This is a genomic window from Nostoc sp. NMS9 (assembly GCF_017114995.1).
Lineage (GTDB): Bacteria > Cyanobacteriota > Cyanobacteriia > Cyanobacteriales > Nostocaceae > Nostoc.
Genome location: NZ_JABXKL010000088.1, coordinates 15,950 through 40,641, shown reverse-complemented (window position 1 = coordinate 40,641; position 24,692 = coordinate 15,950). Strand labels below are relative to the sequence as shown.

Annotated in this window: 18 protein-coding genes; 11 read left to right on the top strand and 7 right to left on the bottom strand. The window is 41.0% G+C overall.

Features of this window, described 5'->3' with window-relative positions:
• Positions 1–468 precede the first annotated feature (468 nt).
• From HWQ40_RS28490 to HWQ40_RS28465, 6 genes are all read left to right on the top strand, one after another.
• Positions 469–852 carry a hypothetical protein gene (locus tag HWQ40_RS28490; protein WP_292784896.1) on the top strand — a complete coding sequence of 128 codons (384 nt, stop codon included), beginning with the start codon at positions 469–471 and terminating at the stop codon, positions 850–852.
• A gap of 74 nt (positions 853–926) precedes the next feature.
• Positions 927–1,355: a deaminase gene (locus tag HWQ40_RS28485; RefSeq protein WP_292784894.1), complete on the top strand. Its 429-nt coding sequence runs from the start codon at positions 927–929 to the stop codon at positions 1,353–1,355.
• A gap of 1,246 nt (positions 1,356–2,601) precedes the next feature.
• Positions 2,602–3,621, top strand: coding sequence for an RpoD/SigA family RNA polymerase sigma factor (locus HWQ40_RS28480; RefSeq protein ID WP_292784891.1), 1,020 nt, complete (start codon positions 2,602–2,604; stop codon positions 3,619–3,621).
• A gap of 116 nt (positions 3,622–3,737) precedes the next feature.
• Positions 3,738–4,232, top strand: coding sequence for an ureidoglycolate lyase (locus tag HWQ40_RS28475; protein ID WP_292784889.1), 495 nt, complete (start codon positions 3,738–3,740; stop codon positions 4,230–4,232).
• Positions 4,233–4,450: 218 nt separating this feature from the next.
• Positions 4,451–4,798 carry a translation initiation factor gene (locus tag HWQ40_RS28470; protein ID WP_292784886.1) on the top strand — a complete coding sequence of 116 codons (348 nt, stop codon included), beginning with the start codon at positions 4,451–4,453 and terminating at the stop codon, positions 4,796–4,798.
• A gap of 142 nt (positions 4,799–4,940) precedes the next feature.
• Positions 4,941–5,099: a YqaE/Pmp3 family membrane protein gene (locus tag HWQ40_RS28465; RefSeq protein ID WP_179065728.1), complete on the top strand. Its 159-nt coding sequence runs from the start codon at positions 4,941–4,943 to the stop codon at positions 5,097–5,099.
• A 275-nt stretch (positions 5,100–5,374) separates the two neighbouring features.
• On the opposite strand, the gene HWQ40_RS28460 is transcribed toward HWQ40_RS28465, so the two are convergent.
• The 4 genes from HWQ40_RS28460 to lpdA all read right to left on the bottom strand — a co-directional run bounded on the left by HWQ40_RS28460 (position 5,375) and on the right by lpdA (position 9,068).
• Entirely contained in the window at positions 5,375–6,037 is a 663-nt protein-coding gene (locus tag HWQ40_RS28460) for a carbonic anhydrase (RefSeq protein ID WP_292784883.1), read from the bottom strand.
• Positions 6,038–6,154: 117 nt separating this feature from the next.
• A complete protein-coding gene (locus tag HWQ40_RS28455) occupies positions 6,155–6,406 on the bottom strand; it encodes a DUF5340 domain-containing protein (protein ID WP_069072137.1) in 252 nt (83 codons plus the stop codon).
• 243 nt (positions 6,407–6,649) lie between these two features.
• Positions 6,650–7,540 (bottom strand): indole-3-glycerol phosphate synthase TrpC, encoded by an 891-nt coding sequence (gene trpC, locus HWQ40_RS28450; RefSeq protein ID WP_292784880.1) that lies wholly within the window; start codon positions 7,538–7,540, stop codon positions 6,650–6,652.
• Positions 7,541–7,637: 97 nt separating this feature from the next.
• Positions 7,638–9,068 carry a dihydrolipoyl dehydrogenase gene (gene lpdA, locus HWQ40_RS28445; protein WP_292784877.1) on the bottom strand — a complete coding sequence of 477 codons (1,431 nt, stop codon included), beginning with the start codon at positions 9,066–9,068 and terminating at the stop codon, positions 7,638–7,640.
• Between the two features lie 464 nt (positions 9,069–9,532).
• Between lpdA and HWQ40_RS28440 the strand changes: the two genes are divergently transcribed.
• Both HWQ40_RS28440 and HWQ40_RS28435 read left to right on the top strand, forming a co-directional pair.
• On the top strand, positions 9,533–11,308 hold the full coding sequence (locus HWQ40_RS28440; protein ID WP_292784985.1) for an SWIM zinc finger family protein: 1,776 nt from the start codon (positions 9,533–9,535) through the stop codon (positions 11,306–11,308).
• Between the two features lie 372 nt (positions 11,309–11,680).
• Complete coding sequence (locus HWQ40_RS28435) at positions 11,681–13,477, top strand: ShlB/FhaC/HecB family hemolysin secretion/activation protein (protein WP_292784875.1); 1,797 nt, start codon at positions 11,681–11,683, stop codon at positions 13,475–13,477.
• Positions 13,478–14,033: 556 nt separating this feature from the next.
• On the opposite strand, the gene HWQ40_RS28430 is transcribed toward HWQ40_RS28435, so the two are convergent.
• A complete protein-coding gene (locus HWQ40_RS28430; RefSeq protein WP_292784873.1) occupies positions 14,034–15,158 on the bottom strand; it encodes a hybrid sensor histidine kinase/response regulator in 1,125 nt (374 codons plus the stop codon).
• A gap of 16 nt (positions 15,159–15,174) precedes the next feature.
• Positions 15,175–16,530 carry a hybrid sensor histidine kinase/response regulator gene (locus HWQ40_RS28425; protein WP_292784870.1) on the bottom strand — a complete coding sequence of 452 codons (1,356 nt, stop codon included), beginning with the start codon at positions 16,528–16,530 and terminating at the stop codon, positions 15,175–15,177.
• A 1,258-nt stretch (positions 16,531–17,788) separates the two neighbouring features.
• Here HWQ40_RS28425 and HWQ40_RS28420 point away from each other — a divergent pair.
• Positions 17,789–18,511 carry a response regulator transcription factor gene (locus HWQ40_RS28420; protein WP_104908003.1) on the top strand — a complete coding sequence of 241 codons (723 nt, stop codon included), beginning with the start codon at positions 17,789–17,791 and terminating at the stop codon, positions 18,509–18,511.
• 79 nt (positions 18,512–18,590) lie between these two features.
• On the opposite strand, the gene HWQ40_RS28415 is transcribed toward HWQ40_RS28420, so the two are convergent.
• Positions 18,591–19,955, bottom strand: a complete 1,365-nt coding sequence (locus tag HWQ40_RS28415; protein WP_292784868.1) for a lipid-A-disaccharide synthase-related protein — start codon at positions 19,953–19,955, stop codon at positions 18,591–18,593.
• 138 nt (positions 19,956–20,093) lie between these two features.
• On the opposite strand from HWQ40_RS28415, the gene HWQ40_RS28410 reads away from it, so the two are divergent.
• Both HWQ40_RS28410 and HWQ40_RS28405 read left to right on the top strand, forming a co-directional pair.
• A complete protein-coding gene (locus HWQ40_RS28410) occupies positions 20,094–22,157 on the top strand; it encodes an outer membrane protein assembly factor (RefSeq protein ID WP_292784866.1) in 2,064 nt (687 codons plus the stop codon).
• 292 nt (positions 22,158–22,449) lie between these two features.
• Entirely contained in the window at positions 22,450–24,684 is a 2,235-nt protein-coding gene (locus HWQ40_RS28405) for a hypothetical protein (RefSeq protein WP_292784863.1), read from the top strand.
• The last annotated feature ends 8 nt before the right edge of the window (positions 24,685–24,692 follow it).

Sequence of the window (24,692 nt, the reverse complement as noted above, 5' to 3'; positions counted from 1 at the left end):
TTGCATGATTTGAGTATTGAACCTATAAGGACTCACAATCAGTTTAATTTGCCTTTATGTATAAGCATATTACATTTTGTAATACAAATGTATATGTATGGTAACACGCATGAAATATAAACGGCTAGTAAGTAAATTGGCATCAGCTTAAATTTAACGTAGCCTAGCAAAGGAGTATCAAATAACAGCGTGGTTAGAGCAAGAAATTAGTCTACATCAGACTAGTACAAGACAGCGGAAATCCACCTACTATCTCAATTAACCAGACAAATAGCTCAAGCAACTTGTTCAAGGTAGGCAAACTTCCGTCATATTTTACTAGAATTCACTATATTTTTAATGAAGTTTAGCTATATTTATTATTACCTGTGTTAATCTGAAGTACTCAAGCTAGCCTGCTATTTCTTGGTTTCTGTATCTAAGCAATTGTAATTATTAAACTGACATTAAATGTTGAGAGATTGAATTATGAAATCCTCTTCTATGATCTTAGCTGTTGTGATTAGCGCACTCACTCTCAGTCAGAGTGCCTATGCTAACCAAGAGAATGTTCCTATAACAATAGGCGATCGCAACCAGGCTGGAGTTTTATTGACAGAACCAGCTACGATTAACGCTAGATGGAGCAATTTTATTGAACAGACTAATAATCCAAAACAAACTGCTGAATCAATTTCGCTAATGCAGGAGCGAGGATGCCAAAAAATTAACCCGCTTGAGTTCATCAATAACCCAAGCGCTTTTTTTAAACAATGTCAGGAGCCAACCAAGACTCAAAGTACTGAGCCAATTGAGTATCTCAAGGTTCCTAAATTGGATTCTGGTATTAGTGTGACAGTTACTAAGTTTTGATATAGGAACTTTTTTAACAATAGATAGCTAATTCTTGGTAATGTGATTTATCTAGATAATTTATACGCTCAAACATGGATGAAATATTTATGCTGGCTGCTTTAGCTCAAAGCAGAAAAGCTTTGCCGGAATGTTTGCCGAATCCACCAGTGGGTTGTGTGATCGTAGATGGACAAGAGATAGTAGCTCAAGGATACACGCGAACACCAGGAAAATACCATGCTGAAGCTGACGCACTTAAACAGATTCAAGGCAAAGCTTTCAACTTCTTGAAAATGTATGTAACTCTTGAACCTTGTTCTTTTCATGGACGCACACCTGCATGTGCTTTAGCGATCGCTGAAGATCGTCGGATACATGATATATATGTATCTATACTTGATCCAGACCCCCGCAATAATGGTAAAGGATTAGACATTCTTAGAAAAGCAGGAAAGATAATTAATGTCGGGTTATGCGCCAATGAGGTGAATGTTTTTCTTAACCAATATCTACTAAGATGATGGTTGAAAAGTTAGATTAAAACTTTAATATAGTACGATTTTTCCAAAAATATTTGCAATAAGCCAATCATCTGTATAAATTCACAACTATGCTGTTGTGTCAACTTAAAGTTTAAACTAGTAAGCAAGAAAGCTGTGAGATGTTGCTTAATTAGGAGTTTTAGACTATTTTCGACTTATCCAAAAAGTGGGGATGTTGTCCTTCAAGCTATAGTGCATAACAATCAACTAAGCACTCTTACACCAAAATATTTTCGCTTTAAGAGGATATTAGGGTGATCGCGGGTGTTGGTGTCTTGCCAAGTATTATCCTTGATGTTAATGTTACCACTGTTAGTACTTTTAGTCCACAAAATGTCTCTTGCAGTAATCAAATTGATAATACCGCATCCAGTGCAGATGTCTGCGTGGAATTATGACACAAGTGCAATTGTCACAAATGTCTGCGTCTTCTTGACCATTCTAAATCCCAGGAAAGAGATATGAGTAAGAATGAATGTAGAGATGTAGCAGTGCTGCGTCTGTGCAAGTGTTCTGGATACCGCATAATTAATTTCATCAGACGCCTAATTACTAAGTATTTGACCATATTCTTAAAGAAAGCTGTTATTTAAACAGAGGGAGCAGGAGAAGTTATTTCTTTCATGTTTAACGAGCGCCCGCTATGTACCTGGCTTGATATGATTAGATTGTCTTACAAAAAAATGAGGTGAAAAATGGAGATTTTATATTTAATGAGTTTTTAATTAATGAGATTACATCTAATGAAATCGTTGCTCAGTATTTTTTACTTTTTCCAGTAACCGCATTGGATAACTAGGCTCAATATAATTGTTAATTGGATTTTAGAATATGCAAAAATCAATGATAAAAGAATGTAATTACTTCAAAGGATATGTGAATGATACTTTAGATAATTGATTTGTGACTAGTGATGATGTTATTATTTAGGGGTGGGTTGATTTTGGGTTTATTATCTCCAACAATTAACTTGTAATGTATCATAGACCAGAATTCATCAGTGTTGCAAATTGATTAGACCTCTTGCATAAATTACAAGTTAAGAACCCCACACCGCCAAAGCGTAGCTTTGTATCCCCTCCTCGCAAGCGGGAAGGAGATTAAGGGATGGGGTATTAAACACTTTTGCAAGATATCTATTGATTAGCAGTGTGAAATGGCTGTGGGTCTGAATATCTAGACTTGATACCAATAAATTGATGAGGTTACAGAGGAGCAAATAACCATGAGCAACTTAACATCTCCACATACCGAAGTTCAAAAAACGAAGAAAAAAAGTTTAGCCGCAGATAAAAAGCCTCGAGCTACAGATGATATTGTGCGTAGTTATCTGCAAGAGATCGGGCGTGTAGATTTGTTGACTCGCGAACAAGAGGTTATTTTTGCCCAACAAGTGCAGCAGATGATGAATTTATTAGCTGCTAAGGAAGAATTGGCTGTGAAATTAAACCACGAACCCACGCTGCAAGAATGGGCAGATCGGGTGGAGTTAAGTGTAGAGGTGCTAGAGCAACAGCTAAATTTAGGACACCAGGCCAAGCAGAAAATGATTCAGGCTAATCTCCGGTTAGTGGTAGCTGTGGCAAAGAAATACCAGCACCGGAACCTAGAATTTATGGATTTAATTCAAGAAGGTACTTTAGGTTTAGAACGAGGGGTAGATAAATTTGATCCCGCTCTTGGTTACAAGTTTTCTACTTATGCTTACTGGTGGATTCGTCAAGGAATTACACGGGCGATCGCTCAACAAGGGCGTACAATTCGTTTACCTATCCACGTCTTTGAGAAACTGAACAAAATTAAACGGGTGCAGCGAGAATTATCTCAACAGTTGGGTCGCGTTCCTACTACTGCTGAAATTGCCACTGCCTTATCTTTGACACCTAGCCAAGTTCGAGAGTGTTTGTACTTAGCTCGTCAACCCTTCTCTCTAGAGGCACGAGTTGGTGAACAACAAGATACAGAATTGCAGGATATATTGGAGGATGATGGCCCTTCCCCCGAAGATTATGCCGTTGAAGAATCTCTCCACCAAGACTTACAAGACTTATTGGCAAAGCTATCTCCCCAGCAGCGAGAAATATTAACTCTGCGCTTTGGTCTAACGGATGGCTATGAACTTTCTTTAGCACAGATTGGCGATCGCATGGGTATTAGTCGAGAACGCGTGCGTCAGATAGAACAAAAAGCTCTCAGTCTCCTCCGACGCCAAAAGGAACAAGTACGTAGTTATCTAGCTAGCTAAGGTTATTTTTTCATAATTTTAAGACATTGAAACTTAGGAAATCACCATAATGGCTGTATAAAATTCAGTCATTCTGGGGGAAAATAAACCTAAATAATCTCTCTTAAAGATTTGATATGAGTACACCAAAGACAGTGCAACAATTGCAGGTACAATGGGTGACTTCTGAAAACTTTCGGCGTTATGGACAGGTAATTTTTGCAAGTCTTGATGGCAAAACTTACGATGGGGAAGATGCCCAGTTAAACCTGCAAAACGGGATTCCACGATTTTATGTTATGCGCTTGGAGAAGATAGGGCGAAAGTTCCACAAAATTACTCGCCATGTGCAATGCACTCAATGTCTGGGTTCTTTGGAAGGGAAGGATTGGTTAATTGCAGTTTGTCCTCCTCATAATGATGTGAATGAACCAGCATTAGAAGAGATTGCTGCTTTCCGCATTCCGGGGAATTGTTTTATCAAGCTACATGAGGGTACTTGGCACGCTGGGCCCCATTTTGACCATGAAGCTGTGGATTTTTATAATTTGGAACTAGCTGATACAAATATGGTGGATCATTTCACCCATGATTTTCTCAAGAGTCATCAATTAGAGTTTGAGATGGTTTAGGTAAGATTATATTTAATTATAGATATAGACAAGCCATTTTTCTGAATCAGTTCAACCATTTGAATCTACTTTCCACAGAAGGAAAAATTAGTTCAAGTATTACGTCAGTTTGGTTATAATGTATGGATTGTCTAATGTTAGCCTAGAAATTGATATCCCAGCAGAATGGTTGCGTGGAAGTTTCCACTGCCTTTGAAATTTTTTTAAATATTCATTTTATGGCTTCTTCCAATTCTCAATCTTCTAACAAAAGCTTTGTCTACCGCGAATTTGGCAACGATAACTCCGCCGCCACAGAAAGACCAATTCCAGAACTGCCCCCACAACAACAAAATCTGAAAGTACAGGCTTCCCGCAAAGGACGCAAAGGCAAAACCGTCACAGTTGTTAGCGGTTTTCAAGCGAAACCGGAAACCTTAGCAGATTTGGTGAAGCAGTTGAAAACCCAGTGTGGGACAGGTGGGACCCTTAAAGACAACGAAATTGAAATTCAGGGCGAACACAAACAGAAAATTGTCGAGATTTTGACCAAGCTAGGTTACAAAGCCAAAATTAGCGGTGGCTAATCTTGAGTGCGGTTTACCGTATCTTAAACCGCTATCTAGATTAAGAGAGTGAATGTTATCTTTGAGAGGTACAAATATGCTTGAACAGTGGTAAATTAGTTTGCCAACTAGCTGTCTTTTTTGAGATGAACAGGAGGTTTAAATGGATTTAGTTCGGATTCTGTGTGCCATTTTCCTGCCGCCTTTGGGAGTTTTTTTACAAGTAGGTTTTGGTATAGACTTTTGGATTAATATACTTTTGACGCTGTTTGGTTACATTCCTGGGATTATTCATGCAGTATGGATAATTGCTAAGAAATAATTTTTTGTAGAAGAAGTAGGTTAAGCGTACCAATATCTGTGTTAGTGATTATTCTAGAGGCAATTCATGAATTGCCTCTACAAAAAAGTTCATGAAATTAACTACTTTGTATTCGTAATTTTAATTAAATAAAAATCTCTAAGAATACTACTTTATTTTTAGAATATACATAGACAATACCCCAGAAAACCCGATATCTAAATAAAAGTTGTAAAAACAATATTTATCGAGTCTCTAATATAAGCTTTTGTGTGGCGGAAAATACCGAATTAACTCTAACTTTTTAACATGGCATAGAGTCTAAACTCTAGAAGCAAGGGGCAGATGTGCAATTGCCATTGCACAGTTGAAACGTTTAAATCTTTGATTAAACCAGTGCGTATATCTAGTACCCAGCCATGAACCATAGGCGCTTTTCGCTCATAAAGTACCTGACGCATGATGGAAGTTTGGTAAATATTTTTCACTTGCGCCACAACATTGATTTCTGCCAAGCGATTCAGACGTTCTTCTCTTGTTGGCAAGGCATCAATTTCTTCTTGTTTCTCTAAATATAGTTCCCGAATCGGATTTACCCAGTTATCAAGAATTCCGATAGTTCTCCCTTCTAAAGCTGTCTTAATTCCTCCGCAATCGTAGTGACCACAAACGATAATGTGTTCCACTTTCAGGTGTAAAATTGCGTATTCTAAAATGGCTAAAAAGTTTATATCCGTTAGAGAGACTTGATTGGCAATATTACGATGTACAAATAACTCTCCTGGTTCTGTACGGGTAAACTTTGTTAATGCTAGACGACTATCAGAACACCCGATGTATAGAAAAGGTGGTGTTTGTCCACTAGATAATTCTTGAAAGTAAGTTGGATCTAGAGCTAGTTTTTCGGCAACCCAAGCCTGATTATTTCTGAGGAGTTCATCAATGCTGTTGTATTTCATCTTTCGTCAAATTCGAGAGAGAATCTCATCAATATTTTATTTTAACTGATCTACAGTTTTGTCTAAATCAAGATGAACTTTCTCAGAACTAAAATCTTATAAAGATGACAATTTTTTTCAATCGGGGGCAACAACTTTGCTATCGTTATGATGGTTGATTGACCAACGGTGATCGATAGTTACAGAGGAAAACTCGCAAATTTCTTCTAGTCGCTTTTGCTGTACAGCAGCTTTACGGAGAGTAATAATTAGCTGATTCACCTGATGCCGTAAATCTGGGTTATCATTGACTGCTAACATAGTTTGTCTTTCTAAGAGTTGAAGTATAAGTTCGTAGTGAATAGGTGAAGGTAGAGGAATTTGCTCCATGAAGTTCAATTTTGATTTCATATTTGGGATTTTGTATTAGTTACAGTTTGTATCTTGTTAATAAATTGTTACATAATAAATAACTAGTTACTTATGGCTTTGATTTGATTAGCAATGAAGATTTGGCAAAGATATTGATGATATTTGATGGCAAAGTGCTGCGTGTATACGCATAGTGTGCCCAATTATTCAACTATTATGTGCAGTTGCCGTGCGCCTTTTAGGGCAGGTGGGGTGTTTCTTTCAAAAATTCCTCGGTAATATATGGGCGATCGCAGCGCCGGGATCTGGTTGTTTTACCAAAGATTCTCCAATGAGTACAGCAGATGCACCTGCTGTCAGCACTAAACTCAAATCTTCTGGGTTGTGTAGTCCTGACTCGCTGACAACAAGGATATTTTTCTCTTGCAATTGTCTACCCCTTGCAGCCAAAAGTTGGCAAGTAGTTTGCAGATCAACAGAGAAATCTTCCAAATTGCGATTATTGATTCCTACCAAGGAGACTCCATCTAAGGCTAACACACGGTCAAGTTCTGCCAAGCTATGGACTTCAATCAAGGCTGCCATTTTCAGGTTGTTAGCAATTTTCAGAAAGTATTGCAAATCTTGATCGCTCAGGATCGCTGCAATCAACAAAATCGCATCTGCACCCTGAACCCGCGCTAAGTACATCTGGTAAGGATAAATGACAAACTCTTTGCATAGTAAAGGTAAATCTACGGCAGCCCGAACTTTAGCTAGATTGTCAAAACTACCTTGAAAGAACTTGACATCTGTTAGTACAGAAAGACAACTAGCTTTGGCTTGCTGATAAGAAAGGGCGATCGCTACTGGGTCAAAATCTGCTCGTAAAACGCCTTTACTCGGTGAAGCTTTTTTAACTTCGGCAATCAATGCTGGCTTTGTCTTACCTTGACGCAAAGCGGCAACAAAATCACGGGTTGGTGGCGCAGAGAGTGCCTGATGTTGCAATTCCCGTAAAGGCAGCCTTTCACGCATTTGGTCAACTTCTACCTCTTTATGCCAGACAATTTCTTCCAAAATATTGTTTGGCGCTGCATCAGGTACGGCAGCCTGATAACGTAATATGGACACGGAAATAGCTGGGTTAGGTGAACGGCGACGGATTTGCATAATTAGTCATTAGTCATTGGTCATTAGTCATTAATCATTGATCGGTGGTCATTTGCCCTTGTTTTTTAGCAAAGGACAAATGACTAAGAACAAATGACTAAATTGCGATCGCTCGTTTATAAGCTTCGTCCAAGACTTCCGAAAGTGTCGGGTGGGCATGAACTAGATGTGCGAGACTTTGGACAGATTGACGGTTTGCGATCGCAGCTGACGCTTCATGAATTAAGTCTGAGGCGTGTAGTCCGAAAATGTGGACTCCTAAGACTTCTCCGGTGTCTTTGCGATATATCACCTTGGCAATACCGTCGGCTTCATTTTCTGCCAACGCTTTGGAATTCCCTTTGAAGTAACTCCGACTGGTGGCGATTTCAAACCCTTCGGTTTGTCCCAACTCCTTAGCTGCTGTTTCAGTTAAGCCTACATAGCTGACTTCTGGGTGGGTAAACGCCGCTGCGGGAATGCTGCGATAGTCTACTATTCTTTCCCTCCCAACTATATTTTCTACCGCGATGATGCCTTGAGCAGAAGCTGCATGTGCTAACATCATCTTCCCATTAGCATCGCCAATTGACCACAAATGCGGCACGACTTCACCTGCTGATAGCACTGCCATGCGATCGTCTACTGGGATAAAATTCCGCCGATCGAGTTCTACACCCACTGACTCTAAACCAAGATTTTTGGTCGCCGGGATGCGCCCCGTAGCCACCAAGCAAGCATCTACTTCGATGACATCTACATCTTCTTTGGTTTTGAAATCTGCTAACTCAATCACCACAGGTGAACCTGGGATAACTTTTTTGGCGTATATCCCGACTTTCGTTTCAATATCACGGGGAGTAATTAGCACCCGTTCGGCAAGTTTGGCAATATCGCGGTCAAATCCTGGCATTAACTGATCTAGGGCTTCAATCAAGGTGATTTCACAACCCAAAGCTGAGTAAATATCAGAAAATTCTAAGCCGATGTAACCACTACCAATAATCGCCACCCAGTCTGGTAACGACTCTAATTTGACACCTTGATCGCTGGTAAAGACAGTTTTGCCATCTACTTCAATCCCTGGAGGCACAAAAGGAATTGAACCAGGAGAAAGGATGATGTCTTTGGCTGTGATGGTTTTTTCACCGCCGTCTCCGGTTACAGAAACTTTTTGCGCCCCAGCGATTTTTCCCCAACCTCTGATGATATCGACTCCTAGACGTTTGAGGCTGTTGGTTAAGTCGCCTTGAAGTTTTGAAACAAGATTGGTAGCATGATTGGCGATCGCTTGGCGATCGAATTCCACGCTACCAATTTGAATTCCCAGTGACTTGAGGTGGTGAGCATTGCGTAACTCCCGCACACGTCCAGATGCTGCCAGTAGCGCTTTAGAAGGAATACAGCCCCGATTAACACAGGTTCCTCCCATATCAGCAGCTTCAATAATTGCTGTTTTCAAACCACAACTTACGGCGTGTAAGGCTGCGCCATGTCCGCCTACACCAGCGCCGATAATTACTAAATCGTAATCATATCCTTGACTCACGTTAGTTTCCCCGTGTGCTTCGCCTATTTATTCTCAACTTGACCGACAATCAGCGCAACCCTTTTAACAGTTATCAGTTTTATCGCTGACCTCTAAATCCCTCACCTTACATTACCCTGACTGTTTACTGTTGACTGTTCACTGATTTCAGGTTCGGGTATTGCTAACTCAAATTATGATTCACTCACTTCTGGCGAAAATATGGATATTTTCATTATATGGGTTGGTTTTCCCAGAAAAGCGACAAGAAATTAAGTGAGTATTTGCAGGGTAATGAAGCTGATTTCAGTTCTGAGCTAGTTAATAAATAGAAATTGCAGTCTCATCTAGACTCCCCATTACCTCTTATCCCCAGAGGGGGCCCCACCTTCCCAACTCTCCACACCTTTTTCTTTACAGCGCGTTAGCCTAACACTAAGCTGGATTTAGGATTGATCCAGAAGATTTACGCAGGCGATCGCTCGATGTCTATTCCCCAAATTAGTGAATTTACTATCCGCCGTCATGCCAACGCCAAATCTTTCCAGCGGGGCGAGGCATATTATAACGCTGGTGCTGTTAATGCTGTTATCCAACGTGGTCATCTGCTTCAGGCAGATGTTGTAGGCACCGAAGCTAGACCTTATCATGTCAACCTGAATTTCGATAGCAGTGGGTTAACCTCAGTAAAATGCACCTGTGCCTACGACTATGAAGGGTGGTGCAAACACATTGTAGCGACGATGCTCGTTTGTGCGCGTAACTCAGAAAAAATTGAGCAGCGCCCCACCCTTGAAGAACTATTAAATCGCCTGGATCATATTCAAACTCAAAGGCTGTTGCAAGAGTTGGTAGCAGAATACCCCCCCCTAATTGAGGCGATTGACCGTCATGTAAGTTGGATGACAAATCCTGCTGACAATCAAACAACCATAAAATTCGTGCGCCGCAATACTCTTGATCCCGCTCCGTTTCGGCGGCAAGTACGGCAGATTCTCAAGGATACCGTGCGCTACTTTGAGGAGGGATACGAAGAAGATCCGATTGGTGAAGATTTGCTGAGTGTAGTGCAAACTGCGGTTGATTTTAGCGAACGGGGAGAAGGTGAAAATGCGATCGCTATTTTGGAAGCGATTACCTCTACCTGTGCGGAAAATTGGGATGATGTTGCCGAATACGGCGCTGAAAACGATGAAGTTGTCGGGGAATTAAATAATGCTTGGTGTGAAGCAATTCTAATCGCCGAACTTACTCCAGAAGAAAAAGTTGATATTCAAATAAATTTAGAAGCTTGGCAAGATGAGTGGAATGCTGATTTTGGTCTAGTTATGGAGGCTTTACGCCAAGGTTGGGATTATCCGCCGCTGATACAAGTTCTCCAAGGTAACATTACTGAAAGGGGAGCTTGGGAAGAAGACGTACCAGATTATGCTGATGATTTGGCATTAATTCGTCTGAAAATTCTCGAACGTCAAGAACGTTATCAAGAATACCTGTATTTAGCAGAAGCGGAAGGGCAAACCCAGCAATATCTGACAATGTTGGGGCGTTTAGGCAGGGTGGAAGAAGCAATTGATGCTGCTCAAACCCAGATGAACTCAATGGAAGAAGCCTTTGCCCTAGCGAAAACACTCAGCGTTCAGGGAGCATTACAGCAAGCACTAGATATAGCCCAGAGTGGATTAAATTTACCGGGTAATTGTCAGTACGAATTGGGAATTTGGACAAGTGATTTAGCTATTGAGTTGGGTAATAGTGAAGCTGCCTTATTAGCAATCAAGGCAGCTTTTCAAATGAAGCCCTCCTTTGTGGACTACCAAAGGATGGCAGAATTGGCTGGGGAAAACTGGGAAAGTGTCAAAACAGACCTGCTGAGAATTGTCCGTACTTATAGTGGTTGGGGAACAGAATCAGCCAAGGTAGATATATTCTTGCATGAGGGGCTAATTGATGATGCAATTGCGATCACTAGTGAACTAAGTTCTGAGCGTTCAGAGTTAATTCACCGAGTTATGGATGCTGCTATCACTCATAATCCTGGTTGGGTGATTGCTAATGCTCGTCGCCGTGCCGAAAAGATTATGGATGCAGGTAAAGCAGAATACTACTATTACGCGGTTGAATGGTTGAAAAAGGCGCGTAATGCTTACCTGGAATCTGGGAAGAAAGCTGACTGGTTAAGCTATCGGGAAAACTTGATGCAAACCCACGCTCGTAAACGTAAATTGATGGGAATGTTTAAGGAAAGGGGTATGGAGTGAAGGAGGCAGGAGTTAGGAGGTAGAAGAAATACTGACCTCTGTTTTCTGCTGCGATCAAAGGAAGCAAGGGTTTAAGTCTCCCACCAAAATCTCCTATTTGGTGGACTTGATTTAGGTGGAAGTGAAGCCTCATCTAAATTCCACCCTCCTCCCTCCTGCCTCCTGCCTCAAAACCCGTAGCTTTGTACTTCATGCAAAAGAAAACTGCTGTATCTTATTGATACTTTTAAGTCTGCAATAACCAGATGATTTAGCTTTTAAATTGAGATTTGCTCAAGATATCAACTTTAGCGACAAAAGATGAAGTAAGATTCACATCTGAAGCAGTCCCTTTATAATCCCATAGTTACTGACAAAAAATAGTCCAGTGCGATGATTGATAAATACCCTCAGAATCTTATAGTTTCCTGCTTACCGCTGAGTATGCTTCTATTACTCAGCAGTATATCTTTAAGTCCACTGAAAGCTCAGGCTGTTAATACTACACAATTACCAACTAGTAATTTCATCCTATCACAACAAATTCCACCACCACAGGATATCCAACCACCCACACCTTCACCACTTCCCTCACCTGAAGTGCCACAGCCACTCCCCCCACCAGCAGAACTATTTCCACCCTCTGCCCCAACTCCCACACCTGAGGAACCACCCTCTGGCAACTTTCCTCAAACTATTGTTGTTGAACGCTTTGAAGTGGTTGGTAGCACAGTTTTCAGTGCCCAAGAATTAGCCAAAGCCACTGCTGAATTTACCAAACGACCGATCTCACTGACTGAATTGTTTCAAGCACGTTCTAAAATCACTGATCTATATGTCAAAAATGGTTACATTACTTCTGGTGCCTTGATTCCACCCCAAAAATTCCAATCCCATGTTGTAAAAATTCAGGTGGTCGAAGGTAAATTAGAAGATATCCAGGTAACTGGAACTCGGCGGTTAAATCCGAATTATGTCCGTAACCGACTAGCAATCGCGACATCACCGCCTCTCAATCGCCAGCGTCTATTAGAAGCCCTGCAACTTTTGCAACTTAATCCTTTGATTAAAAACGTGACTGCTGAACTCTCAGCAGGATCGCGGACGGGTACGAGTCTTTTGGAAGTTAAAATCAGTGAGGCAAAAACCTTTAGTGGTCAAATAGTCCTTGATAATGGGCGATCGCCTAGTGTTGGCAGTTTTCGACGCGGATTACGATTGAATGAAGCCAACTTACTCGGATTTGGAGATGGTCTGAGTTTAGGATACACCAACACTGATGGTAGCAACTCCTTTGACGCTAGTTACACATTGCCTCTTAATCCCCGCAACGGAACGCTTACCTTTAACTATGGCACTACGTCGAGCAATGTCATTGAGCCTCCTTTCGACTTCCTAGATATCGAATCAGCTTCTCGCTACTACGAACTGACATTTCGCCAGCCAATAATCCAAACTCCTACACAAGAATTGGCTCTAGGGTTAACAGCCTCCCGACGAGAAAGTGATATCTCGTCCTTTTTACAGAGAGAAGGGGTTCCTGCCTCTGAACTTTCGCCTGGTGCTGATGATGAGGGACGCACTAAGGTATCTGCGTTGCGATTTTTTCAAGAATGGACGAGTCGTAACAGTCGGGAAGTTATCGCCCTACGCTCTCAATTCAGTTTGGGCATAGATGTGTTGAATGCCACAGTTAATCAAGATGCTCCCGATAGCCGTTTTTTTGCTTGGCAAGGGCAAGCACAGTGGGCACGCCTTTTAGCTCCTGAAACCTTATTGTTATTACGTTTAAATACGCAACTAGCATCTACAAAACTTCTGCCTATAGAGCAATTTGGCATAGGTGGACAGGATAGCATTCGAGGCTACCGTCAAGATTACCTGCTCACAGATAATGGCACTTTTGTTTCTGCGGAAGTTCAAGTACCGATTCTGCGCTTACCCCAGATAGATAGCACATTACAAGTTGTCCCGTTTGTGGATTTTGGTGTTGGCTGGAATAGTTCTGGTGAAGACAATCCCGACCATAATACTTTAGCTGCTGTTGGTCTGGGGTTGCGTTGGGCACAGGGCGATCGCTTCACCGTTCGTCTTGACTGGGGTATTCCTTTAGTATCTGTTAACTCAAATGATGAGAGAACATTACAAGAAAACGGTCTGTATTTTAGTTTACTTTATAATCCTTTTTAACCGCTGTCCATGTCCACCCTATTACGAGTTGAGGGTGGACATGGACAGTAGTCAATGATGAAAAAACGATGATTATCTAGGTTTTTATAAAAAAGACCCTGGGTTATGATTCCAGGGTGCATACACGTTTTTCAGGCATTAATAGGTTGAATAATAACTTGGTAAAATAGTTATTTCTACTATCTATAGAATGATACAAAAATAGAATTTAGTTATTCTAGTCTATCAATACATCTACCGTTGGGAGTATACAAATATTGGAAGAGGCAAGTTATATCAAGTCCGGTTAATTACTTATGATTACCGCATCTGTACAAAAATCCCAAAAGCCTCTTTCCCCCTGCTCCCTGCCCCCTGCGAGCTAAATGATAAGTCTTTAGTCGGACACGATATTATCCGGCAATATTCTGATTGGATTAACCTTCAAATGGTACTGTAATTAATCCATATAATTGAAGCTAATTTAATTTTTGTTGTGGGCATAAAAACACATCAAAAATTAAATGTAATTTCTTAGGAGATATCCGCAAAATAATCGGTGGTGAAGGAGAATAAGTTAAGTGTTTTTAGGTAGTTGCACAGTAAATAAACTTCCTTTACCTAGTTCAGAAGCGACCTTGATAGTTCCTGCGTGCCCTTCTACAATGCGATGGGATAGATGTAGTCCTAAGCCACTACCTGAGCGTTTATTTCTGCCTTGGCGAAATCGCTCGAAAATTGTTGCCTGATCTTCTGGTGCAATCCCATATCCTGTATCTTGTACCTCAATTATTACTGAATCTGGATCTCCTGGATTAGATGATGTTTCATAAATGCGGATTGTTATGCCTCCTGTATCTGTAAATTTGATGGCATTTGCAATCAGGTTGTTTAACACTCGCCGTAATTCTAAACGATCGCCCATGATAATACCGGCGTTTTGACTCAGTGGATCTAATTCACGGGTATGAATTTCCAGAGTCAAGCCTTTTTCACTAGTTAGAGGACTTAGTTCGCTGACTACTTCTTGAGATATCTCACATAAATCGCATTCCTCCCAATTCAACGTTTTTTTTCCTGCCTCGAAGCGATAGACTTCTAAGAGCGTGTTCACCATTTCCATCAAATTTTGGTTACTGCGAATCATTACTGCGATCGCCTGTTTCATTTCCGGCGAAATTTTGCAGAATGTTTCCATTTCAAACAAATTCAACATGCGATCGGCGGCTACTAGGGGAGTTCGCAAGTCATGAGTCAGACGGGAAACAAAGTCTTCCCGTTGGCGGGCCATTTTTTGTTGTTCGTCCAGACTGTGCTTGAGACGTAATAGCGATCGCACTCTTGCCAATAGTTCATCAGTATCAAATGGTTTACGAATAAAATCGTCAGCACCTGCATCCAAACCTTCGACAACACTGGATTGGTGAAAGGCAGTAATCAACAGAATTGGAATATAAGAGATTGCAGGGTTCTTCCGAATCCGACGTGTGACTTCATAACCATCTATTCCCGGCATCATTACATCTAACAGAATCAGATCGGGTGGAGATTGCTCAATTTGCCGTAAAGCCTTTATTCCATCTGAAGCCAAATCAATTTCATACCCCTCACTTTCTAAAATTGCTTGAACCAAAATGAGATTATCTTGAGTATCGTCAACTGCTAAGATCCGATAAATTTTATTATTTTCAACTACAGACATGATTTATAAATTTTTATCAGTTTTTTTGGAAGTAATTTTTAAATTTAGGATATTCTATTGGTGCTTTCCTGGCTTGAGAAGATGACTGATGAGGATTTTTAGCAGGGCAAAAAAAATCGTCGTTATCGTTATCTAACTGTGAAGCTGGAGCATTGGCTGCTACAGTCGGTAATGTAATTTGACGTGGCAATTCAATTTTAAACTTTGAACCCACCTCCAATTTACTCTCAAGAAAGATTTTACCGCCCATCATTCGCACTAGCGAATCTGTAATTGCCAAACCCAGACCTGTACCTGGATATTTACGAGTGATAGTTTGATCGATTTGTCGAAATGCTTCAAAAATATGTTTAAAATCTCTGGGGGCTATGCCAATACCTGTATCTTGAACGATAATTACTACTCGATTTGCAGGTAGTTCCTTAACCTCAACCCAAATTTCACCAGATTCTGTGAATTTAATGGCGTTGGAAAGCAGGTTAATCAAAATCTGTTTGACACGAACCGGATCGTTAAATATCAAAGGGTTTTGCAAATCGGTTTGTACTAACAATGAAAGATTTTTAGCATCAGCTAGGGAACGCATTTCACTGACAACGAGATTGATTACCTTTGATATATCAAATATTTCTGGCTTTAAATCTAATCCTCCTCCCTCCAGCTTGGAAAAGTCGAGAACTTCATTGAGTAGCATCAGTAAATGCTTCCCATTATTCAAAATGCGCTCAACCATATCTGCTTGTTGGTGCGTTAGTTGCCCGAACTTAGGACGCAGCAGTATTTGCGAAAAACCAATAATCGCATTCATTGGCGTTCTAAGTTCATGTGAAATAGTTGCCAAAAAAAGTGATTTTAGACGTGATGCCTCCAATAGCTTGAAGTTTTGCATTTGAATCTGTTGCTGTTGTCTCTCCAATTCTTGGTTCTTACAAATGAGTTGTTCACGACTTTCTTTTAGCTGCTGGTTTGCCAAATCTGCCTGTATTTCCGCCCGATAAATCCGAATCACATTCCGCAAAACCTGCGACAAAGTTTCTGGGGATATCCTAGACTTAGAAAGATAGTCTGTAGCACCAGCTTTCAATAATTGGAGAGTAATTTGTTCGTCTCCTTGACCAGTTAGAACTACTAAAGGAACTTTAATATCCGAAGAACGTAGCTGTTGAATCAAGGTTAGTGTATCCCGATCTGGTAAGCAATAGTTGAGGAAAACACAATCGTAAGCAGTGATGCTTAAGACAGAGAATGCATCATTACCGTTGCTTACTTCAGACAGTTCCATCTGAACACCTGCTTTAGTCAAGGCCGAACGGATTGCTATCCGGTCTACTTCGTCATGGTCTACAACCAAAATTTTCAGCGTCTCTTCCATCAGTTTTTATTTTCGCCGCCAAACATAGGTTGATGTATAACATTTCTCTTTTGAGATTATCCAACTAAAGAATATAAGATTTTCGGACATCTAAAATCTGTAATTTGATTGACTAAGATATTTTGCATAATATCCACAATGCCTGCTTGACATTGATCACATCAACTTTGTTATCCTCCATTAGTAGTATGTTAATCGTTCTTTTGGGCCTTTCCTTGGGTTGAATTGAGTCTGTTGTATCTTCAATCTGGTTAATTTACCAGACTCTGGTAACTAAACTTCTAGCAAATGACCAATGTCCTGCAAAAAATTAGTAATTAACAAGCAGACACCGCTGATATAAAGTAAAATAAAATACTTTACCAAGGTTAAAACAATTGTAGATGAGTGAACAAGCTACCGTCGTCAGTCATTGGTGAGAGTTGCATCCCATTATCGTGTACCATAAGCTTGAAAAGTTTTACCTATCAGGTTAGTTAGACCAGGTAAATAAAAAAGTAATATCTATAGCTATTTGTGAATCTGAAGTAATCCTAGCTCCGGAAATTTCAACAATTTTCTTAGCGATCGCCACGTCTGTGTTAGAATTTATCCAGGTATATCGAACTTATAAATCTTCGCAAAATTACCAAATCTTAATGCCGAAGAAAGGTTCCCGACAAAAGTTAGGCAAAAATTCAAAACCTAAAATGGGAGAAGTTCGCACAGAGGGTTTGTATTATATCTTGTGAAAAGTCAGACGAACAAGTTCGCCACCAAGAATTACGAATTACTTTGCTGTTCGTGATTCCACAAAATTTTAACGCTGCCTGATTCCCTTGCATCAGGATCTCTATTGGCTCTATCAATCGGATGAATCCCAAGGTTTGATTAAAAATCGTTCGCAACCATCGTTCACTTTCTCGTAAAGCAACTTTCAGCCGGTGTAATTTTTTCATTTTCGTAAGCTTTTTTTAAAGTTTTATCCAAAATAATACTAATTAACGAATGGAACATCGCAACTCAAAGCTGAATTATCAACAAGGAGCAGCAATTTGGCATTTGTTTCAATATTTCATACTTTTTGTGTAAGTATCTATATATCTCCAGCTAGATTTGTCCTCTATCTAAATATGAAAATTTTGGATACTTCTTATTTCTATCGGTGGATGCAGACAGGTTAAAATATCATCTATCTTGAGTTTGGGAAAATAAGAGATAATAGTTACAAAAGGCAATACTTTGAAAGATGCAAACAGCGCAAGAGATGAGTGTAGCGATGAATGAAATTAGTATTATTTTAATTGAAGATCATGATTTAACGCGAATGGGGCTACGAGCAGCATTACAGTCTCATAGTGCATTGAAAGTAATTGGGGAAGCGGCAAATGCTACCCAAGGATTAAAACTTTTAGAAACGGCAAAGCCAGATGTAGCGGTAGTAGATATCGGCTTGCCTGACATGGATGGCATCGAACTGACTCGTAAATTTAAACGCTCCCAGGCTGAAAATGGGCAATCTACTACGAAGATTCTCATCTTGACAATGGATCATACAGAGGATGCTGTACTTGCAGCCTTCGCAGCTGGCGCTGATTCTTATTATATGAAAGAAACCAGCATCAGTAAATTAACTGAGGCAATTCAAGCAACTCACGGCGGTAACTCTTGGATTGATCCGGCAATTGCCAACGTGGTATTGCGGAAGATGCGCCAAGGTATTCCTGGAGAAAGTCAAGGTTCTGACAAGCCGAAGACTGTAAAAATTGAGGCACTGGCAACAGAATACGAGCAAGTTTTGGAAACATACCCTCTAACTCAACGGGAACTGGAAATCCTAGAGTTGATTGTAGCTGGGTGTAGCAATGGGCAAATTGCCGAGAAACTCTACATTACAGTTGGTACTGTCAAAACCCATGTTCGTAATATTCTAAATAAACTATGTGCTGATGACCGTACCCAAGCTGCTGTAAGGGCCTTACGTTCGGGGTTGGTGGCGTGAGGAATTAGGGACAAGGGAGATGAGGGGACAAGGGGATAAGGAGAATAACCTGCCACAATGCCCCATACTCACTGCCCCATTATCCAAATTTTTCCCGCAAGCAATTAGCAATACGTAGTGCTGCTCCCGGTTTGCCCATGCGTCGCCCACCATTTTCAGCAATAATTTGCAAATTATCAGGGTTTTTAAATAGGGATTGTACAACCTTCGCTACTTCTGCTGGTTGATCGATTAAAATCAAAGACGATCCGAGAAGACGACTTTGAGATTCAGCAAAGCCAGGATTATATTGTGGTCCATTACCGGGAATCGCGATCGCAGGTTTCCCTAAACCGATAAACTGTTCTGTAGCTGTACCTGCCATTGCGATCGCTAAATCTCCCAAATGCAAGCAATCATTATAGGCTTGTTGTGTCAATAGCAGATAAGCATTTCTCTGTTTAAATGTCAAGATATTTGGATCGCGAAGTTTGATAGGAGATGCTGATTCAGCGCGCCAGCCTTGGGATTGCACACTTTGGGATAAAATATTAGAGTCTAAACCAGGAGCGATCGCACCTAAAAATACTACTTTGTTAGAACTATAGAAGATTGAATCTCGCTGTTGAAAACTTGCCATCAATGCAGATATAGCAATCATAATTGTTTCCCAGTTCCTGTAAGCTTCTGGTGGACGAGAACCAGGAAGAAGAGTCACTACGAAAGGTCGAACTGTCTCTTGCTGTTGGATATTCTGACTATAAAATTGTTGGCGTGAAAACGTCGATTCTAGACCATCCATCATGGGATTACCCAAATAGAAAGCTGGAATTGGCCATTGTTTTAATGTTTCCGTTGTCAGCGCATCTCTAAGGAACACAGCCTTACAACGGTGACGACTCATTAACCAACGTTCCCAAGGATGGTAAACTGAACCAGAAAAGTTTTCCCAACCTGCGTCTTTAGATTTTCGTGGTAATAATCCAGCTTCATCTCGCACATAATATTCAGATTTTGCCGTACCGACAAAAGCATAATTAGCGCCACTTAATGTTGCAAACAACAGCGGGACAATATCTCCCACTGCTAAAATCGCTCTTCTATTACCTAATTTTTTTTGAGAACTTACCCAACGACGGATAGCTTTAATTTGGCTGAGGGTAAGTTGCAATAAACCACCACGTACATCCCGCGCTAATTGGCGGCCATCCATATAAATAAAGCCGCCAGAAGGCATATTCAGGACTGAACCGATAAAGGGGATATCCAACTGTTCATAAGCACGTCCTTCACCGACCAGAGGCAAAGCAAATATCTCTGGTGGGTTTGGTTGTCGTTGGAGTTCTTGCAAAATCCGAACTGCAATCACATCTTCCCCATGACCATTACTTAATACAAGTAACCGCAAAGGAGAAGTTGCAGATTGGGAGTTAGAAGCTAGAGATGACCGAGATACATTACTCATAGAAACAAAATATCAAAATTAACTGTCTGTTTGGGTAAGAGGTATAAATAGGGAAATCGACGAAGAAGCTGGAAGTTAGTATTATCCCTATTCGCTAGCGTCTCTACAACTAACTCCCAGTTAATTAGGTTAAATATTATGCGAGTTTCTGCTACTGCAATTTTTACTTTAGCTACTTTAGCTACTGGCAATGTGACTCAGCAAGCAACGGCTGCACCTGCTAAAACCGTTACTCCAACTGCAAAAGCTGGTAACTTGGTGGTGCCGATAATTGAAGACACTCCCGCACGGGTAGAGACAATTGCTTCCCCAGAAACTATAGTTGCACAACAATTTTCCCAAAATCCTGTCGCCGTGCAAATAGGTGCAAACAAAAATTCCCCAGTAGTTTTAAAATCAGCAGACAAGGGAAATTCATCAGTAACACTCCCTCTCATCTCCTCCTCTCCCTCATTCCCCGCGACTGAAGGCAATTTGGTAGTCACAGCTACAGATGTACAAGTGGTGGGAACCAATCAAGAATTACAGCAAATCATTCGCCAGGTAATTAAAACCCAGGTGGGTGGAGAAACCAGTCAAAGCCAGTTACAAAGAGATGTAACAGCAATTTTGGATACAGGTTTATTTAGCAGTGTCAGTGTGAATAGCTTTAGCACACAGGCTGGATTGAATGTAGTATACCAAGTCCAACCGGTGATTGTGCGATCGCTGCAACTATCTGGTGCTAAAGTACTTACCTATCAAGTCGCCCAACAACGTTTGCAATCTCAGATTGGAACCACTATTAGTCCCAGTGGACTGCAACAAGCAGTAGCACAAATTAACAAGTGGTACGCCGACAATGGTTATAACTTAGCACGGGTGCTATCAATTAAACCCAGTTCTCAAGGCATTCTCACTGTGAATGTCGCTGAAGGTTTGGTGAGTGATATCAAATTTCGCTTTGTCAACGATGAGGGTAAAACCGTTGATAGCAAGGGTAATCCCGTTGGAGGACGCACCAAACCAGATTTCCTACAACAACAACTCAAGTTGAAACCCGGTCAAATTTTCCAAGAAAATGTTGTTAAACAAGACATCCAACAGCTATATCGTACTGGTTTATTTGAGACCGTGAATGTTGCCTTAGAAGGAGATGCGACAAAACTTGATTTAGTCTATCAACTCAAAGAAACTGGGGCACGTGGTGTTAACTTAGGTGGTAGTTACAATGCCGATCAGGGATTGGTAGGTACAATCAACTATCAAGATCAGAATGTCGGCGGTGTTAATGATACTTTCGGTGTGAATCTTGGTGTAAGTAGCCGAGACTTGCAGTTTAATACCAAATTTACCAGTCCTTATTGGACAACTAACCCCGATCGCTTGGGCTACACTGTAAATGGTTTTCGTAGTCAGGAACTTTCGGAAACTTTTGATGACAAGATTAAGTTAGCTAACGGCGACAAAGTGCGAGAAGGTCAAATTGGCGGTGGTGTCAGCTTGCAGCGACCAATCGACGACTGGAATACCTCATTAGGATTAAATTATACCCGAACTAGTATTCGCGATCGCCAAGGTAATATTACCCCAACCGACGCTCAGGGCAATCCCCTCTCTGCGAGTGGAACTGGTATTGACGACCTAACTACCGTATCCTTCACCGCCACCAAAGACCAACGGGATAATCCCCTCAATCCAACTCAAGGTTCCGTTTTGAGTCTCAGTACAGAACAATCTGTGCCCATTGGTGAAGGTAATATTTCCCTCAATCGCCTCAAAGCTAACTACAGCCAATATTTACCAGTGCAGTTATTTAACAGCAAACAGCCACAAGTATTTGCGGTGAATGTGCAAGCTGGTACTGTCATTGGGAATTTACCGCCTTACGAAAGCTTTAACTTGGGTGGTTCTAATTCAGTGCGCGGTTACGATTCTGGAGAAGTTGGCAGTGGTCGCAGTTATGTGTTGGCTTCCGCAGAATATCGTTTTCCCGTCTTACCAATTGTAGGCGGTGTGTTATTTGCCGACTTCGCCTCAGATTTAGGCTCTGGTGATACTGTATTAGGAGATCCGGCAGGTGTACGGGATAAACCAGGTTATGGTTTTGGTTATGGGGCGGGAGTGCGATTAAATTCACCACTAGGCTTAATTCGGGCTGACTATGGCATTAACGACCAGGGAGAAGGCAAAGTGCATCTAGGAATTGGGCAGCGATTTTAATTTGAGTTAAGGCGTTGCTGAGAGGTCATATCCAAAAACTAAATATGCGTTATCTAGAATCCTTGTAGAGACTGTAGCAGTGCTACGTCTCTACATTCTTTTTGGCTGATATCTCTATTAGCGATCGCCTTTGAAAATGACTTTTATAAATTGGCCAATTTATTACACAATATTTAATAGTATATAAATTTCAATAATCAAAGGAAAAAAGCTATTGTCACGTTTTCACGAGACATTAATTTTTTAATAGTGCTAGTCGTGCAGAATATAAAAAAATATTATAAGTAATAGCATGGAAAAAAGTGTTATTAATGCCAGCCTTTCTACTCAGAACCTAACCTTTCGTCCAGGTGATACTCCTGTATCATTTGAGGTAACTGTCAATAATGACAGCGATCGCTTCGTTAATTTTCAGATAGAAATTACCGCAGCCGGAGAAATCCGCAACACAGGATATCGCTGGTATAGACTCGAACCAGAGGTAGCGGCAGCCAAGCCACCGGGCAGTAGTACCATCTTCCAAGTTTTCGTATTCAATACACCCATTCCGGGATTTGTTGGTACTGTCAACCTGATGGTAAATATTTTTTCACCGCAATTAGCACAACAGTCCAGACTTGTGCTACGCCTGAAAATCGAGCGAGACAACAGACCAACGCATTTAAGTGTAGAGTTGCCTGTACGAGAGTTCCAAGTTTATCCCCGCAATTCTGTCGATATACCAGTACGGGTGCGGAACTTGGGGCAACAACCAACTGAGGTAATGCTACGTTTTACAGGCGTCGATCCGTCTTGGCTGGCTGGCAGTGCAGAACGCCGATTACCCTTAGATCCAGGTGGTTTAGCAGAAGCTACATTCCAATGCCAACCTCCTTCTGTAGTGCAAGCGCCCAGTCAAAATTACCCTTTTACTATTGAAGCTGTTAGCAATAATGGTTATCCAACTAATGCTGAAGGCAACATCGAAGTTTTACCAGTGGGTTTTATAGACTTTACTACCACCCAAAAACACCTGAAAATTCCCAGTAAATCTGCATGGTTGCCTGACTGGAAATCTGATACAGCTTCCTTTGAATTACTATTTAAAAACTCTAGCAATCTCAACCAGGAAATTAATGTGCAGGTGCAGGGTAGAGACTGGCGAAAATGTAGTTTTAAAAAGCTTCCTGAAACTGCCAATCTTCATCTAGGAGAGACAAGTAAAGTTATTCTCGATGTTAAAACAAAACGTCCTTGGATTGGAATCGGCAAAACTTTGTTGCTGGAGGCTAAATCAGAATTATCCGACCAACGTTTAGGGAGTACAGACCCAGCCACGCAGACATTAGAAGTAAAGACTCTGCCAATTATACCTTTATGGCTACAATTGGCTGCGATCGCACTATTAGCCGCACTCTTAGCATTAATCTTGCAACCAAGAGGTGTAATGCATACTCGTTCTGTCAACTCAGTGCGCTTTAGTGGCATTGGTTTATCTGTGGTCAGTGGCTCAGATGATTGCACCTTAAGACTTTGGAGAATTGGTGCTGATAGCTTAGACCCTGATGATACAGTAAGATACGCTGGGCAGCCCCTTGCTTGTGACCAAACGCAACAGTCCAAAGGCTTGATGGCAATTACCGGTGACGCTGTAGAAGTCTTGCGCTTCATGCCATTACAAAATAATCGTGCTGCTGTTGGTTTAGATAATGGTGTAATTGAACTCAGAGATGTTCCTTCAGGTGCAAAGATTAGCCAACTTCAAGACCTTAAAGATCCTAAAGCAAAAGGCGATCGCGTTTTTGACCTAGCTTTCACCTCAAACTCACTTAACTTATTCAGTGGGTATGGCAGTGGTAAAGTGAGACTATGGTCAAGACCAGCGCCTAACAGCGATTTTCTGCCAGAACCGCAAGTTATTGACGTACAAAGTAGATTGAAACTCTCAGGTTTCCAAGTCCGGGCATTAAATCTCAGCCCAGATGCAAAAACTCTAGTAATTGCTGGAAACTTTAAGCGTTTTATATTATGGCAGTGGAATCAAACTCAATCTGATAAACAATCCCCAAGTTTATCAGTGCAAAATCTAGAAAAACTAGACCCATTAGTTGGGCCTGAAGACTATATTTGGGGATTAGCTTTTGTTCCTGACTCAACAGGAAAAATCCTCGCAACTTCTGATTCTGCGGGATTTATTACGATTTGGGATTTAAATCAGTGTCAAACTATCAAAAATCCGAATCCGCTAGAAAAAGTAAATGAACTTAATTGTTCACAACTAGACCGTTGGTCAGCATCAAAAACATCTGTGCGGACTCTAGCATTTAGTGACGATGGTAGTCTCTTAGTAAGTGGTGGCGATGATGGACGAGTCGTAGTTTGGTACTTAACTCCCGAACATAAGCTTGACAAAACAAGAGCAGCAGAAGGTAAAACAATTTACCAAAGCTCTAAAAAAATCAATAGTATCGACTTGAAAACCAATCAAGGAACCATGATTGTGAGTGGTGGTGAAGATTTTCAGGTTAAATTACACCGCATCAAATAAGGGAATCA